The sequence below is a fragment of the Tateyamaria rhodophyticola genome, from assembly GCF_047777875.1.
GTDB lineage: Bacteria > Pseudomonadota > Alphaproteobacteria > Rhodobacterales > Rhodobacteraceae > Tateyamaria.
The window spans coordinates 1,187,501-1,203,055 of record NZ_CP180519.1 but is presented as its reverse complement, the minus strand read 5'-3'; the positions used below and the strand labels follow the sequence as shown (position 1 = coordinate 1,203,055).

The 15,555-nt window shown below is 61.7% G+C and carries 15 protein-coding genes (1 of these 15 running past the window's edge); 7 read left to right on the top strand and 8 right to left on the bottom strand.

Annotated features, from left to right (window positions below; translation table 11 throughout):
- From ACERHN_RS07465 to ACERHN_RS07455, 3 genes are all read right to left on the bottom strand, one after another.
- On the bottom strand, positions 1-465 hold the full coding sequence (locus ACERHN_RS07465) for a (2Fe-2S)-binding protein (RefSeq protein WP_415922008.1): 465 nt from the start codon (positions 463-465) through the stop codon (positions 1-3).
- A gap of 109 nt (positions 466-574) precedes the next feature.
- A complete protein-coding gene (locus tag ACERHN_RS07460) occupies positions 575-1,543 on the bottom strand; it encodes a hypothetical protein (RefSeq protein WP_415922007.1) in 969 nt (322 codons plus the stop codon).
- Positions 1,540-2,385: a DUF6502 family protein gene (locus ACERHN_RS07455; RefSeq protein WP_415922006.1), complete on the bottom strand. Its 846-nt coding sequence runs from the start codon at positions 2,383-2,385 to the stop codon at positions 1,540-1,542. The genes ACERHN_RS07460 and ACERHN_RS07455 overlap by 4 nt, the downstream gene beginning before the upstream one ends.
- A gap of 149 nt (positions 2,386-2,534) precedes the next feature.
- Here ACERHN_RS07455 and ACERHN_RS07450 point away from each other — a divergent pair, with 149 nt between their 5' ends.
- Positions 2,535-3,023, top strand: a complete 489-nt coding sequence (locus ACERHN_RS07450) for a fasciclin domain-containing protein (RefSeq protein ID WP_415922005.1) — start codon at positions 2,535-2,537, stop codon at positions 3,021-3,023.
- Positions 3,024-3,080: 57 nt separating this feature from the next.
- On the opposite strand, the gene ACERHN_RS07445 is transcribed toward ACERHN_RS07450, so the two are convergent.
- Entirely contained in the window at positions 3,081-3,239 is a 159-nt protein-coding gene (locus ACERHN_RS07445) for a hypothetical protein (RefSeq protein ID WP_415922004.1), read from the bottom strand.
- A gap of 140 nt (positions 3,240-3,379) precedes the next feature.
- On the opposite strand from ACERHN_RS07445, the gene ACERHN_RS07440 reads away from it, so the two are divergent.
- Positions 3,380-3,571, top strand: a complete 192-nt coding sequence (locus ACERHN_RS07440; protein ID WP_415922003.1) for a hypothetical protein — start codon at positions 3,380-3,382, stop codon at positions 3,569-3,571.
- 1,489 nt (positions 3,572-5,060) lie between these two features.
- Positions 5,061-5,756 carry a DUF1045 domain-containing protein gene (locus ACERHN_RS07435; protein ID WP_415922002.1) on the top strand — a complete coding sequence of 232 codons (696 nt, stop codon included), beginning with the start codon at positions 5,061-5,063 and terminating at the stop codon, positions 5,754-5,756.
- A gap of 111 nt (positions 5,757-5,867) precedes the next feature.
- Here ACERHN_RS07435 and ACERHN_RS07430 read toward each other — a convergent pair whose 3' ends face one another.
- On the bottom strand, positions 5,868-7,121 hold the full coding sequence (locus ACERHN_RS07430) for a DNA polymerase IV (protein ID WP_415922001.1): 1,254 nt from the start codon (positions 7,119-7,121) through the stop codon (positions 5,868-5,870).
- Between the two features lie 54 nt (positions 7,122-7,175).
- On the opposite strand from ACERHN_RS07430, the gene ACERHN_RS07425 reads away from it, so the two are divergent.
- Positions 7,176-7,601, top strand: coding sequence for an NUDIX hydrolase (locus tag ACERHN_RS07425; RefSeq protein WP_415922000.1), 426 nt, complete (start codon positions 7,176-7,178; stop codon positions 7,599-7,601).
- A gap of 236 nt (positions 7,602-7,837) precedes the next feature.
- On the opposite strand, the gene pyrF is transcribed toward ACERHN_RS07425, so the two are convergent.
- Positions 7,838-8,533 (bottom strand): orotidine-5'-phosphate decarboxylase, encoded by a 696-nt coding sequence (gene pyrF, locus ACERHN_RS07420; protein ID WP_415921999.1) that lies wholly within the window; start codon positions 8,531-8,533, stop codon positions 7,838-7,840.
- Between the two features lie 202 nt (positions 8,534-8,735).
- Positions 8,736-9,047: an orotidine 5-phosphate decarboxylase gene (locus tag ACERHN_RS07415; protein ID WP_415921998.1), complete on the bottom strand. Its 312-nt coding sequence runs from the start codon at positions 9,045-9,047 to the stop codon at positions 8,736-8,738.
- Positions 9,048-9,470: 423 nt separating this feature from the next.
- On the opposite strand from ACERHN_RS07415, the gene clpB reads away from it, so the two are divergent.
- Positions 9,471-12,086: an ATP-dependent chaperone ClpB gene (clpB, locus tag ACERHN_RS07410; RefSeq protein ID WP_415921997.1), complete on the top strand. Its 2,616-nt coding sequence runs from the start codon at positions 9,471-9,473 to the stop codon at positions 12,084-12,086.
- Positions 12,087-12,273: 187 nt separating this feature from the next.
- Here the strand turns inward: clpB and ACERHN_RS07405 are convergent, their stop codons facing one another.
- Positions 12,274-12,759, bottom strand: coding sequence for a fasciclin domain-containing protein (locus ACERHN_RS07405; RefSeq protein ID WP_415921996.1), 486 nt, complete (start codon positions 12,757-12,759; stop codon positions 12,274-12,276).
- Positions 12,760-13,005: 246 nt separating this feature from the next.
- Here ACERHN_RS07405 and ACERHN_RS07400 point away from each other — a divergent pair, with 246 nt between their 5' ends.
- Entirely contained in the window at positions 13,006-14,499 is a 1,494-nt protein-coding gene (locus ACERHN_RS07400) for an FMN-binding glutamate synthase family protein (RefSeq protein WP_415921995.1), read from the top strand.
- Between the two features lie 175 nt (positions 14,500-14,674).
- Positions 14,675-15,555 carry the 5' portion of a protein-methionine-sulfoxide reductase catalytic subunit MsrP gene (msrP, locus tag ACERHN_RS07395; protein ID WP_415921994.1) on the top strand. Its footprint extends 25 nt past the window's final position, so only the first 881 of its 906 coding nucleotides appear in the window; its start codon is at positions 14,675-14,677; its stop codon lies off the right edge, out of view.

Genomic DNA, 15,555 nt, shown 5'->3' with positions numbered 1-15,555 from the left:
TTAGCCCTCCAGGATTTCGGACGCGCGTTGAATACCGGCGCGGATGCGTTGATAGGTGGCGCAGCGGCAGGCGTTGCCATCCATGAAATCGTGAATGTCCTCGACCGACGGTTTCGGGTTTTCGGTCAGCAGGCCCACGGCGGACATGATCTGGCCGGATTGGCAGTAGCCGCATTGCACGACGTCCAGCTCTTCCCAGGCCTGTTGGATGGCCGCTCCTTCACGCGTATCGCCGATCGCCTCGATCGTCGTTATCTCTGCGCCCTCGACATCTTCGATGTAGGTTTGACAGGACCGGGTGGGGAAGCCGTCCACATGGACCGTGCACGCCCCGCAGGATGCAACACCACATCCGAATTTGGTGCCGGTCATTTTCAGTTCATCGCGGATCACCCACAAAAGCGGCGTCCCCGGTTCTGCGTCGATATCACGATCAACGCCATTCAACTTCAATTTCAGGCTCATGGCTAAACTCCTGTGGGAATCGGGCTGTGTATGGACAGTATTCTACACCTAAAGCGAGTGTGCACGGGTTAAAGCGCACGCAAGCGGTGTGCTGCCCGTTGCCCTGATCCTAGAGCGTGCCGATCCGGCGTGCCTGCGGTCCGGTCAGGGCAGGCGCGAATGCGCTGCCGTCGGATGGGCGCAAAACCGAACGCCTTTTTCCAACACCTTCGGGCAGGAACACGGCGCGGCGCGCTGCAAAGAGGCCGTCATACGGGCCAAAGAACACGGCGCGCGATCCGGCCAGCGGCGCAAGGTCGAGGCGGCGCGCAAAGCTGTGGCCGAGCCCCGCGATGCGGAAACCGGGTGCCGTGTCGATCCGCTCAAGATACCCTTCGACCGACAGTTGCCGCAGGCTCGTGCCGGGGCGGAAGCGTCCCTGACGCAGGGTGCGTGCGATCAAGGATGTGCCATTGAAGGTGCCGGACGCCGACGCGTATTGCCCCGCGATCAGGCTGCTGCCCGCCGGGGGCTGGATCAGGGTTTGGCCAATGCGCCAACCGGTGGCGGGATCGCCCGCGACCGTCCCGGAGACGCTGTCTGCCAGACCACTCGGCTGCACAAGGCTGGCGCGCAGGCTGCCATCGCGCTGCCACACGCCGCTGGCCGCGACGCGCCGCCCGACAAGGGTGCCACCGACGGCGCCGGGCTCAATTGTCACTGGGGTGCCGTTAAGCCGCAACCCGCTGCTGGTTCGGCGCAACGTGCCGATCAGCGGGTCTTCGACGTCGATGCGCAGGGCTTCCATACGGTCGCGTCGTGTGCGCGCGACGATGGTCATGGCGCGTCCCGGCATGAGCGCTCCGGTGCCGCCGATGCCGCCGTTTTCGACGATCCGGACTGCGTCGGGGATTTCCACCCGCAGCCCGTTGATCAAAACGCTGCCCGCGCCGATCATGGTGCCGACAATGCCCGTGCCGCCAATGCCGCCTTCGAAGGGATCTTCGCTCAGGGCGCCGGTCTGCACGACGGGCGCGCAGGCAGAAACGGTGGCAGCGCCCATCAGGCCAAGGGCGTGGCGGCGGCTAAATGTGGTCACGGCTGATCCGACCCTTTGTCGTCTTGCGGGGCTTCTGCGTCCTCGCGGTAGAAATACACACCCATTCGGTAGCGCTGGCGCGGGCCATTTGCATCGGCTTCATCGCGGCGCAGGTCGCTGGATTTCTGACTGAGCGCTTCGAGCAGCGCTTGGGCCTCGCGGCGTGCGATGTCTTCGACAGCATCAACCGCGTCCGGGGACATCTGATTGTAAAATACGGCCCGTTCGAAAAATGGCGGCTGATCGGCCAGCAGGTTTTCAGCCGCTGCCGCCAGATGGTCGCCGACATTCGCGGCAAAAAACGCCTCTCGGTCCGCAGTGCTGCCCGTGCCCACGACGGCTTCGGCCTTGAGGCTCAGGGTGCCGTCCGCGCCCTCGCTCACCAGACCGGCCCGGGTCAGTTCGTCCAGAACGGTGCGTGGCCGCACGTCCTTGCTGACGCTGCGGACAAGCGCATCAAAGCCTGCGTCTGACCGGGGCAGGGCGCGTGGCGCGCCACTCGCGTCGACAAAGTCGGGATGCGTCATCCATTGACCCACCACCGTGGCCAGCAGCGTGCTCTTGCGCCGTGCTTCGGTCGCGCCCCCGTCGGTTTCGCCGCGGATCGTGCGGATATCCTTGCGGTGTACGCCGGTCAGCATCGCGATGCGGCTGTCGGTCAGGGATTTGTCGTCGAGCGCAAAATGCGTCTCGGCCACTTCGACATAAATGCGCTTGAGCAAACTGTAGACCACGGGCGCGGTCAGGCCGCGGGCGATCATCGTGCGGACCAGAGGGCGCAGCAACCCCCTGAGAACACGCAGAAATGCGCCGGATCCGGTTGTGTCGTTGTTTGCTTTCATCAGCCAAACCTACAGGACGTGGAAATTTTTTCCACACCAAAGCTTGATTTCTCACGGGATTGCGACAGTTCGTCACTTGTGGGAAATAATCCCACAGATATTTCGATCATGGGCGCCGCCCGGCCGACCCAAAGAAGGAGAAGACCAAGATGAAACGCCGTTCGTTTGTGAAAATGTCCGTTGCTGGTGCCGCCCTCGTGGCACTGGGCGCTTGTGCCGAGGTGGGTGGAACGCCTGACATCGTCGATACCGCGGTTGCAGCGGGTTCGTTCAACACGCTGGTCGCGGCGGTCCAGGCTGCAGATCTGGTGGACACGCTCAAGAGCCCCGGTCCGTTCACAGTCTTTGCGCCAACCGATGATGCGTTTGCAGCATTGCCGGCCGGCACTGTCGAAAACCTGCTGAAGCCTGAAAACAAGGACCAGCTGGTTGCCATTCTGACCTATCACGTGCTTCCGGGGCAGACATTGGCTGCGGACCTTGCCGGTCAGCGCCTAAGCGTGCCCACCGTGAACGGTGCCAACGTTCACATCGATGGCCGCAACGGCGTGCGCGTTGAGCAATCCAACGTGATCCAAGCGGACATCCTCGCATCGAACGGCGTCATCCACGTCATCGACAAGGTTCTCATTCCCTGAACCGACCCCAGGTGGCTTTGACGCGGTCTCGTGACCGACGACCCCCAGGACGCACAGTCAAAGCTGCCCATCGCGCATGATGGACCCGCCTCCATCATGCGCACGGGGCAGGCACAGCAAAATCGCAAAGCCTGCCCCAATTGGATCAATGATCACTGCGTCGCTGTGCCGGTGGGTCATGGCCTCTGTGGTCGACAGGCGCGGGAACCGACCCATGCCGGGTTTCTGGCGCAGAAGATGAAGTTCTTGCCCGCCGGTGCGTGCAACGGGGCATATTTTGATCTGCGCAGCCGCGTTCCAAAGCAAAAACCGTGCTGGACGCCCTTGGTACGCGGCCGGTTTGATCTTGCAGTCCCATGTTCGGCTATCCGATGCTTGGCCTTGACTTGATGATCGAGATGGTCGCCACGGTGCCGATGTCGGGTTCATTTGGCACCGTTCTGATGGACATTCCCGGATCTTCGGCCAGTCAAGCGACTGCGCGGGCTGTGTTTGTGACGCTGTTCATCCCGGCGACCCGGCCCAACGTCAGCCTTTCGCACGCCTGAAGCTGGTCATCGTGGATTTGGGCATCTCTCGGATCCCCGAAATTACCGCGCTGCTGCGTCAGGATTGCTGATGCCACAGCGGTGCCAACCATGCCGGGCAAATCGAAATTCAGCAAAGGCAAGTGCGCGCTGTGATCGGGCCGCAAAGGTCGAACAACACGCAGGAAGGCGGCCTCGTCCAGACGCTTTTGGTCAGCATTTCCGGCGCCGGTTCCACGGCCATCTTGGTCGGAGCGACTGCTCTTTTGGGTATCGGTCTGTTGGGCATCATCATGCGCCGGTTTGTTTGGTCCTCCTTGAATTCCAAGTTGGCTTTTCCCATTCAAAACCACCGGATAATCGCGCCAACCCGGCCGTATGAGTTGCACGGACACAGTTCCGCCAAGGTATGTGACTCGGGTTGAACATACCTCATCACCCGTCGTTGCGGGCACTTTGGTTCTGGTGCTGTGCATCAAGCTGCGGTGGGACATACATCCGCTTTTTGCGGACCGCGCGGTGACAAGCGCCGAGGCCAACAGCCACGGCCTTTGGGGCGAAGCGAGCAATGGTTTGCCGGTCTTTTTGGCTCTGACGGTGTTGCTCGGATTTGTCCTAGGTGCCCACCCTCATTCTGTTCGTGTTCACCCGCGGCATTGCAGCGATGCAGAACCATGTTTTCCACCTGGCTTGGTTTAAAGCTAAGTTGATCTGCCGTGGCCGCTGACATGACCCACACCGCTTTTCCCTTTTGGTCATGCGCACGCACATCTGCTCGCAGACGGTGATGACAGGGTGCCGCGTCACGACTGGGGCGGTCACGCACCTGCCATCGCTGGCACCAGACGGTCCCCGTGTTCATCTTGCCCGCCTTGAACGGAAAAGTACAGGAGATCGGCGCGCCTGCTATGGGCCATCTCATCCCGGTCGAGCAGCCTGACACACCGCACCGAATTGCCGGTGATGGTTACACTGCCACGCGCTCATGCGCGCCATCATTTGCGGCCCGGAACTGCAAAAGGGTGTCCAAGTGCGCCCGGCACTTTGCTTCCGTCATGGACCTTTCTTGTTACATGAGGCTGTCATTCTGGTGTTGTCGACAGAGTGTCGGTGACCCGGTGTACGATTCATCAGGCATACGATCCGCACGCGGTGCTGGTCCGAAAACTTCGCCATCTCGTCGATTGACGTCGCAGAACAGATTTCATTGCGCAGATGCAAATGATGACCGGTTTTCAGACACCCTTGCGTCCGCGGGGTTATCAATGCTTTACAGCCTGTGCTGATCCCGGAAAACGCGCATTGCCTTCCCGAGCCGATCCAGCGTGCTTCGTATCGAAGACCGTTGCGATGCCCGTGCCCACTAATCGACGGCCCCTTAGGGCGTTGCAGCACCGCGCCACATACCCGCAACCCGACAACCTCAGGTAGCCCAACACCGCTGCCTCGTCCTGAATATTCCGCGCATTGGCGAGGATTGCACTTTGTGTCATGCACCAGTCATCTCAACATGAGACAAGTGCCAATGTACAAACGCTACGCCATCTACTGCGTTCCCGCACCGGACAGTGATCTTGCCCGATTTGGCGCGGCATGGCTCGGATGGGACTCTGCTGTCGGTGCCGCTGTTCCACAGCCCGAGATCGCCGGGCTGGATGTTGCAGCACTCACAAACCGGCCGCGCAAATACGGGTTTCACGGGACCATCAAGCCGCCCTTTCGCCTCGCGGATGGGCAATCCCTGACCGGGCTTCAGGACGCGTTGGCCCAACTCTGTGCCACCGCAGCGCCTGTCACTCTCGATGGGCTGCGGCTTGCACGTATCGGTCGTTTCCTTGCACTTGTGCCGGAAGGGAACGCGGCGGCGCTCCAAGACCTCGCCGCACGGGCCGTTGCTGACCTAGACGCATTCCGCGCGCCCGCCACACCGCAAGAGCTGGCCAAACGCCGCGCCGCGCGTCTCACTCTGGCACAGGATGCACTGCTCGAAAAATGGGGCTACCCGTATGTGATGGATGCATTCCGCTTTCATCTGACTTTGACGGGCCCCCTTGATCACCGGGCGGAGCATCCCGCGTCAAAGGCGCTCGAATCGCATCTGGCAAAACTGTCATTGCGCCCCTACAGGATCGATGCCCTCACGCTTCTTGGCGAAGACGACACCGGATACTTCCATCAAATCGTCCGCCAGCCCCTCACCGGCTGACATGTCTCACGTGCGAAAGCCCCTGTTTCTTCTGGCTGAAAATACCACGGGGTCTGGGGCAGCGCCCCAGTGTCGGAACGTCCCAAAACCACGATACGGCAAAACAAGGCACTACCGAAGCGCTCGGCCTTTCATGATCGCGTCAGACCCGAACCGGGCGCGAATGGCGTCCGTTGCCCGCTCCGCTTCACCACGTTTGCGCGCGCCAGGGTCGAGCAAGTCCCCCGAAATCGCCCCATCATCGGCAACAGACAGATCGCTGATCCCGCACCCAAGCAAACGAAACGGCCCGTCATCCTGCACCTGATCAAAAAGGGCCCGCGCAGTCCGGTAAATCACATCGGCAAGCTGTGCCGGTTCATGCAGTGAGACGCGCCGGGTCAGCGTCGTGTGGTTGTGCCGCTTGAGTTTCAACGTCACGACGCGCCCGGCCTGCCCCTTGGCCTTGGCGCGGTCGGCGACCTTTTCGGCCATGCGCCACAGATGCCCGTCAAGAATGTCGGCGTTCGCCGTATCCTCGCCAAATGTGGTCTCGTTGCTGATGGATTTCATGGGTGCGTTGCGCGTCACCGCCCTGCGATCCTGACCGCGTGCCAGATGCCAAAGCCGATCCCCCATTGATCCAAACCGTGCGACCAGATCGGTTTGATCCCACCGAAGCAGATCGGCAAAGGTACGAATGCCCGCCTTGTCGAGCGACGCCTGCGCCGCCGGGCCGATGCCCCAGATCAGGCGCACCGGTTTGTCGCGCAGGAACGCACCCGTTTCCGCCGCGCCAATCACCGAGAACCCGTGCGGTTTTTCCAGGTCGGATGCGACCTTGGCGAGGAACTTGTTATGGCTCAGGCCGATGGATCCCGTGATCCCCAATTCGTCCCGCATCCGTTTCACCAACCGCGCCAACATCACTGCGGGCGGACGTCCATGCAGGCGGGCGGTGCCCGTCAGGTCCAGGAACGCCTCGTCCAGCGACAGCGGTTCGATTGCGGGCGTCATCTCTTCCATCATGCCGCGGATCGCGCGGCTCACTTCGGCATAGGCATCCATGCGCGGTTTGATGATCACGGCGTCCGGGCACAGTTTCAGCGCCTGGAACATCGGCATGGCCGACCGGACGCCGCGAATGCGCGCCACATAACAGGCCGTTGACACAACGCCCCGCCGTCCGCCGCCGATGATCACGGGCTTACCTTCAAGGCTCGGGTCGTCCCGCTTTTCCACGGATGCATAGAACGCGTCGCAATCCATATGCGCGATCGACAGGTCGAACAGCTCATCATGCTGTACGATCCGAGGACTGGCACAGGACGGACACCGACGTCCGGCGTCAAATTCAGTGAGGCAATCGCGGCAAAGGCTGGGCATGGGCAGGTGAAATGGCTAGGCACTTCATAGTAGCGCAGCACGGCGAGGATGAACATGGGCGGACAGGTGATCGGGGCAAAGCTCGCCCTTTTCGTGGGTGAAAAGCTCGCCACATTGCAGCGTGATGACACGCCGGGCCTGCTGTGGGCGAACTATTGGGATTTGCCCGGCGGCGGGATCGAACCGGGTGAAACACCGCTGCACTGCGCCCTGCGCGAAACCGAAGAAGAGCTGTCGCTGCGGCTGCGGCCGGATGTCATCACGTGGGGGCGTGACTATGGCACCAGCAGCGGTGACATTTCGTGGTTCTTTGCGGCGCACGTGCCCCCGGAAATCGCCGACCGCATCGTGCTGGGCGATGAGGGGCAGGGGTGGTGCCTGATGGAGGTTGCTGAATTTCTGGCGCACGAGACGGTCGTGCCCCAGTTCAAGCCACGGCTGCGCGATTATTTGGCCGGGGCCGCAGGGTCGACATTCTGAGATGGAAAGGCCCCCCCGCGGGAGGGCGGGGGGAGGTGACGAACCTCAGGAAGAGCCGGTTCGTCGGGGAGTATCACCTAACGTCAACTACCACTTCGACGGGTGTTTTTACAGTCAGGATTCCCTGACCTGCCAATATCCTGTGGTCTGTTGCGTGTCCGCCACAACCTGTTGATCCACAGGGGGTGTGGACAACTGCTTGTTTTTCTTTGCTTTCAACGATTTGCCGCACAGCTCTACAGATGCGCCAGTTCCGTCAGGATTTGCTCGGCCGCGGCGCGGGGGGCATCGGATTTCCAGATCGGGCGGCCAACGACAATGTGGTCCGCGCCGTTTTCGATGGCTCGCGCAGGTGTCGCCACGCGCTTTTGATCACCGAGGTCGGCCCCGGCCGGGCGGACGCCGGGGGTCACGATCAGGCGACCGTTCGCTTCGGGCAAGGCCCTGATGGCCGCGGCTTCGTTGGGGGATGCGATGACACCATCTGCGCCTGCGCCAAACGCAGCGGCGGCCCGTTCGGGCACCAGATCGGCGATCGCGCCCTGTTTGATCAGGCTGGCATCCAGGTCGTCGCGATCAAGCGACGTGAGGATCGTGACGGCAAGGATCTTCAAATCGGTTCCTGCGGCCCCTTCCTTGGCGGCGCGCACGACGTGCGGATCGCCATGCACAGTCAGAAAATCGAGATCGAACTGCGCAATACCCCGCACCGCCGCCTCGACCGTGGCGCCGATATCAAAGAGCTTCATGTCGAGGAAGATGCGTTTGCCGTGTTCCGCCTTCAACTCATTGGCCAGGGCAAGGCCACCGCCGGTCAACATGCCCAACCCGATCTTGTAGAAGCTGACGCTGTCGCCCAGCGTCTCGGCCAAGGCCAGCCCGTCCAGAACGTTCGGCACGTCCATTGCCACGATCAATCTGTCATCTGCCATGTCGCATCCCCCGCGTTTCGCGCGGTCTTACGCCACAGGTACACCGACGTCCATCGGGCAGAAAAAAACCCGGATGCATTTTCAGCACCCGGGTCAGTGGTCAGAGACTTAGCAGGCAGGCACCTGTCTCTGGTATCGGTCCCTGGAAACTTGCACGGGGACAGAATGGTGCAAGCGCTTCAGGATCCGAAACTCGTGGGTGTCAGGCCGCGCGGGCCGGACGTGCGCCGAACCGGTCAAGGACCAGACGACGCCAGCTTGTGTTGCGACCGCTGCGCCGTGTGGGCGTGGCAGACGGCATGTGCGTTGCATCGGCGCGGCCATGTGTGTGACGGCGCATCGCCTGCTTCGCCAGTCCGTCGGCGGCCTCGGGGAATTCCATTGTGATGGGTGCGTCGATTGCGCAGGCATAGCTGCGCGCGCCGCGGGGGTCATGAACCGTAACACGTGCTTCGAAAGACTGTGTTGCGGCGTTGTAGATCACGTCACTCAGTTGAAGCGGTACAGTTTGCATTTTGATCACCTAGATTTTGTGTGTCTGCTCTTGTAACGAACAAGATGGGGATAAGTTCCCGCAAAAGAAGGGGGAATTCCCGTCACACCGAATCACGGATGCGTGCAGCTATCCGGGTGCGTATGGCAAAAATTCGATAAATATCTGAAAATGTTCGGAATTTTCCAGAAGTGGCACCCTACGCCTCCGGCTGCGGAATCGGCAGAAATCCGCCATAATCACTTGATTCATTGATGAAAAACCTGACGAAGACTGCCTTGCGTGAGGGTGTGTTACAGCGTGCAGAGGGTGGAGATTGGCCTTTCGTTGAATTCCAGAGGCTTGTTCCGCGAAACAGAATTCCCATCTTTCTTCTGTAGGCCCAAAACCCTGCGTGCCTCCGAGAGGGCGCGGCGTGAACGGGCGCTGAAAAAGGAGAGAGCCATGGACTTGTCGAAGTTCACGGAGCGGTCGCGCGGATTCGTGCAGGCCGCACAGACAATCGCGACACGAGAGAGCCACCAGAGGCTCGTACCCGAACACTTGCTCAAGGCATTGCTGGACGATGATCAGGGGCTGGCGGCGAATTTGATTGCGCGCGCGGGCGGTACGCTCGACCGCGTGGTGAGCCACCTGGACCAGACGTTGGCGAAACAGCCCAAGGTCACGGGCGACGCCGGACAGATTTACCTCGATCAAGCAACCGGCAAGGTGCTGGCCGAGGCGGAGACGCTTGCGCAGAAAGCGGGTGACAGCTTTGTTCCCGTCGAGCGTATCCTCATGGCGCTTGGCATGGTCAAATCCGGCGCGCGCGACGCGCTGGAGGCAGGCAAGGTCAGCCCGCAGGCGCTCAACACGGCCATCAATGACATCCGCAAGGGGCGCACTGCCGACAGTGCCAGCGCCGAAGACGGGTATGATGCGCTGAAGAAATACGCCATGGATCTGACGGAGCGCGCCGAAGCGGGCAAGATCGACCCCATCATCGGGCGGGACGAGGAAATCCGCCGCGCGATGCAGGTGCTGAGCCGCCGGACCAAGAACAACCCGGTCCTGATCGGTGAGCCGGGCGTTGGCAAGACGGCGATTGCCGAGGGCCTCGCCCTGCGCATCGTGAATGGCGACGTGCCGGAATCCCTACGCAACAAGCGATTGCTGGCGCTCGACATGGGTGCGTTGATTGCGGGCGCGAAATACCGTGGTGAATTCGAAGAACGGCTGAAGGCTGTGCTGACCGAGGTCACGGAGGCCGCGGGCGAAGTGATCCTGTTCATTGACGAGATGCACACGCTGGTGGGTGCGGGCAAGGCGGACGGCGCGATGGACGCCGCCAACCTGATCAAACCGGCGCTTGCGCGGGGTGAGCTGCACTGCGTCGGGGCGACGACCCTCGATGAATACCGCAAGTATGTAGAGAAGGACGCGGCACTGGCCCGACGGTTCCAACCGGTGATGATTGCGGAGCCAACGGTGGAAGACACCGTGAGCATCCTGCGCGGCATCAAAGAAAAGTACGAGCTGCACCACGGTGTGCGCATTTCCGACAGCGCGCTGGTCACGGCGGCGACGTTGTCGCACCGCTATATCACGGACCGGTTCCTGCCGGATAAGGCGATTGACCTTGTGGACGAGGCAGCCAGCCGCCTTCGTATGGAAGTCGACAGCAAGCCCGAAGAGCTGGACGCGCTCGACCGCTCGATCCTGCAGATGCAGATCGAGGTTGAGGCGCTGAAGCTTGAGGATGATCAGGCGTCCAAGGACCGTCTGGAGACGTTGGAAAAGGATCTGGCCGATGTGCAGGAACAGTCCGCCGAGCTGACGGCCCGCTGGCAGGCGGAGCGGGACAAGCTGAGCCAGGCGCGCGACATCAAGGAACAGCTTGATCAGGCGCGCGCCGCGTTGGACATCGCCAAGCGCGAGGGCAACCTCGCAAAAGCGGGTGAGCTGTCCTATGGCGTGATCCCCGGTCTGGAAAAGCAGCTGGCCGAAGCCGAGGCGGCCGAAAACGACGTCATGGTCGAAGAGGCCGTGCGTCCCGAACAGATCGCCGCGGTTGTCGAACGCTGGACCGGCATCCCGACGTCGAAGATGCTGGAAGGTGAGCGTGAAAAGCTGTTGCGCATGGAAGATCAGCTGCATGGTCGAGTGATCGGGCAGGACGCTGCGGTGCGTGCCGTTGCCAATGCGGTGCGCCGGGCGCGGGCCGGGCTGAACGACGAAAACCGCCCGCTGGGCTCGTTCCTGTTCCTTGGGCCGACCGGCGTCGGCAAGACCGAGCTGACAAAGGCCGTGGCAGAGTTCCTCTTTGATGATGACAGCGCGATGGTGCGAATCGACATGTCGGAGTTCATGGAAAAGCATGCGGTGGCCCGTCTGATCGGTGCGCCTCCGGGCTACGTGGGCTATGACGAAGGCGGGGTGCTGACCGAAGCGGTGCGGCGCAGACCGTATCAGGTTGTCCTGTTCGATGAGGTCGAAAAGGCGCATCCCGATGTGTTCAACGTGCTCTTGCAGGTGCTGGACGATGGGGTGCTGACCGATGGGCAGGGGCGGACTGTGGATTTCAAGCAGACGTTGATCATCCTGACCTCGAACCTCGGGGCGCAGGCGCTGTCCCAACTGCCCGAGGGCGCGGATGCCGCCGGAGCACGTCGGGACGTCATGGATGCCGTGCGGGCACATTTCCGGCCCGAATTCCTGAACCGTCTGGACGAGACCATCATTTTCGATCGGTTGGCACGTGCAGATATGGACGGGATCGTCGACATCCAGATGGCGCGGCTGTTGCGGCGTTTGGCGGCGCGGAAGATCTCGCTGGAGCTGGATGATGGCGCGCGGAAGTGGCTGGCAGACGAAGGCTATGACCCGGTGTTCGGTGCGCGTCCGCTGAAACGCGTGATCCAGTCCGCGCTGCAGAACCCGCTGGCCGAGATGCTGCTGGCCGGGGACATCGCCGACGGCGAGGTGATCGAAGTGTCGGCGGGCGCGGACGGTCTGCTGATCGGGGACCGCGTGAGCGCGTCCAACCGGCCCCGCCCGGATGATGCGGTCGTGCACTGACATCTGCGGCGTGTCCGTGCTGACAGTCTTGACGGCGGGGGGTGACCTCCGCCGTATGGCGTTCCAACTCTTGCCCACTGGCTGAACAGCGTCCGACATTTGGCGTCCGATGGCACAGGGCCTGTGCATTCAAAACAAAAAAGGGGGCACCGCGTGGTGCCCCCTTGGCGTTGCGAAACGCGGTGGATCAGCTTGCCGCGTCGGGCAGGATCACGGTGTCGATCACGTGGATCACGCCGTTCGACGTTTCGATGTCGGCGGATGTGACGGTTGCGTTTTCGACCATCACGCCGTTGTCGAGGTCGATGGTGACAGCTTCACCCTGCACGGTTGCGGCTTCCATGTCGTCCTGCAGGTCCGTGGACATCACTTTGCCCGGCACCACGTGGTACGTCAGGATCGCGGTCAGCATGTCCTTGTTCTCGGGCTTGAGCAGGTTTTCAACCGTGCCTTCGGGCAGAGCGGCGAATGCTGCATCCGTGGGGGCGAACACGGTGAAGGGGCCGTCGCCTTTGAGCGTGTCGACAAGGCCAGCGGCCTGAACGGCGGCGACGAGGGTTTCGAACGAACCTGCGTTCACGGCCGTGTCCACGATGTCCTTTTTCGCGCCGGCAAAGGCTGCGGTGGCGATGGCAAAGGTTGCGGCGGTGGCCAGAAGAGTTGTGCGGATCATGTAGGTGTCTCCCATTTTCAAAGCGATGCGCCAGTGTGGCATCGTGAAAGAAACGCAGGAGATCACGGTTTGGATCAGTGGGAAATTTTTCCACATCGGCATTGATCCTCGTACTGAGCGCCCTAAGCCAAGGCTGATTTCGGCGTCCACTCACGGATTTGTCAGCGCTGGCAAAAACCCGCTGACCTGTTGTGTTCGGTCGGTGGGTTTTGCAAGGGTCGCCGCAACAGGTCCGAGGAGGGTGTGATGGGATTCGCGATGTCGGTGCTCGAAGGCTTTGTCTTTGCGTTCGTGCTGGTGATTGGCGTGGTCATGGCGGCGTTGGTCGTGATGTTCGTCATCGACCGGACCCAAACCGGCGATGCAATTCGACGCAACTATCCGGTGATCGGGCGGTTCCGGCATCTGTTCAGCCAGCTGGGCGAATTCTTCCGGCAGTATTTCTTTGCGATGGACCGGGAAGAGTTGCCGTTCAACCGGGCGCAGCGGGAATGGGTCAAGCGGGCGGGTGAGGGGCACAGCCTGACCGTGGCATTCGGATCGACGCGCAACCTTTCGGTGCCCGGCACGCCGATCTTTATCAACGCGGCCTTTCCGCCGTTGGAGGATCAATACGCGCGGACGGCCCCGATGGTGATCGGCCCGCACGCGCGCACGCCTTATACGGCGCGGTCGTTTTTCAACATTTCGGGCATGAGTTATGGCGCGATTTCGAAACCGGCGGTCCGCGCGCTGAGCCGTGGCGCGAAGGAGGCGGGGATCTGGATGAACACCGGCGAAGGCGGGTTGAGCCCGATGCACCTCGAAGGCGGTTGTGACATCGTGTTTCAGATCGGAACGGCCAAGTTCGGCGTGCGCGATGCGGATGGCAACCTGAGCGACGACAAGTTGCGCGAGGTGGCGGCGCATAAACAGGTGCGCATGTTCGAGATCAAGCTGGCGCAAGGTGCAAAGCCCGGCAAGGGCGGCATCCTTCCGGGAGAGAAGGTGACCAAGGAGATTGCGGATATTCGCGGGCTGAAGGTGGGGCAGGCGGGCATTTCGCCCAATCGCCACGCCGAAGTGGATGACTGGGACGATCTGCTGGACCTGATCCACCGCGTGCGTGAGGTCACGGGAAAACCGGTCGGCATCAAAACGGTGGTCGGTGCGGAAGAGCCCATTGAGGAGCTGTTCGCGACCATCAACCGACGCGGACCCGAATGTGCCCCCGACTTTATCACGGTCGACGGAGGCGAGGGTGGCACCGGGGCGGCGCCCATGCCGTTGATTGACCTGGTGGGCATGTCCATCCGCGAGGCGCTGATTGCCGTCGTGGACCTGCGCGATCAGGCCGGGTTGAAGGACCGCGTGCGTGTCGTGGCCAGTGGCAAGCTGGTCAATCCCGGTGACGTCGCCTGGGCCATTGCGGCGGGTGCGGATTTCATCACGACTGCGCGTGGGTTCATGTTCAGCCTGGGATGTATTCAGGCGCTCAAGTGCAACAAGAACACCTGTCCCACGGGCATCACCACACATGATCCAAGGTTCCAGCAGGGTCTTGTGGTGGTCGACAAGGAAAAGAAGGTGACCCGTTACGCCAAGGAGATCATCCACGAGGTCGAAACCATTGCCCATTCCGTGGGTGTGGCAGAGCCGCGGATGATGCGCCGCCGCCATGTTCGGATCGTGCAGGAAGACGGGCGGTCCCGGCCCCTGAACAAAATCACCCCGAGTTTCGCGCCCCCGCCGTCGACCTGAGGCGCGCGCGTGCGCTCTCTATATACACGTCGGTCGTGCGACGCTGAGTTGCGCGCTGTATTGCGTCTCACATCAGGTTACAGATCGGTGACAAGCGCGTGAGGAGATATCATTTTGCCAGACAACGCCCCCAGATTATGTCCCAGTGCAAACGGAATGATCGGAGTGCGTGTAAATGGCCTATCGCTGGAAGAATGACCTGACGCGGGCGGATGCGACGCCCTATGCCGCCTATATGAACCGGCGGCAGCTGATGGGCGGGGCATTGGGCCTTGGGCTGATCGGTGCGGCGGGTGCGGCGCGCGCGCAAGAGGCCGAGCTGGAGCCCAACAGCTGGGAAGATATCACGCAGTACAACAACTTTTATGAATTCGGCACGCGCAAGGACGATCCGGCGCGCAATGCCCATACGCTGACCACGTCGCCTTGGACCGTGAAGATTGACGGCATGGTCGACAATCCCGGCGACTACTCCATGGAACAGATCATGGAGGCCATGACGATCGAGGAGCGGATCTATCGGTTCCGCTGTGTCGAAGCCTGGTCCATGGTGATCCCGTGGAACGGCTTTGAACTGGCAGACCTGTTGACGTTGGCCGGTGTGCAGCCCGAAGGCAAATATGTGGCGTTCGAGACCGCGCTGCGCCCGGACGAGATGCCCGGTGTCCGTTTTCCGGTTCTCGACTGGCCCTATGTCGAAGGGTTGCGCATGGACGAGGCGATGCATCCGCTGACCATGATGGCGACGGGCATCTATGGCCGTGACATCCCGAACCAGAACGGCGCGCCCATGCGTCTGGTCGTGCCATGGAAGTACGGCTTCAAATCCATCAAGAGCATCGTGCGCATCACGGTGACCGAAGAAGAGCCGCCGACCAGCTGGAACAAATCCAATGGGCGTGAATACGGCTTCTATAGTAATGTGAACCCCGAAGTGGACCACCCGCGGTGGTCGCAGGCCTCTGAACGTGTGGTCGGTGGTGGCCTATTTGCCCGCCGTCAACCGACACTGATGTTCAATGGCTATGAAGAAGAGGTCGCGAGCCTGTACGAAGG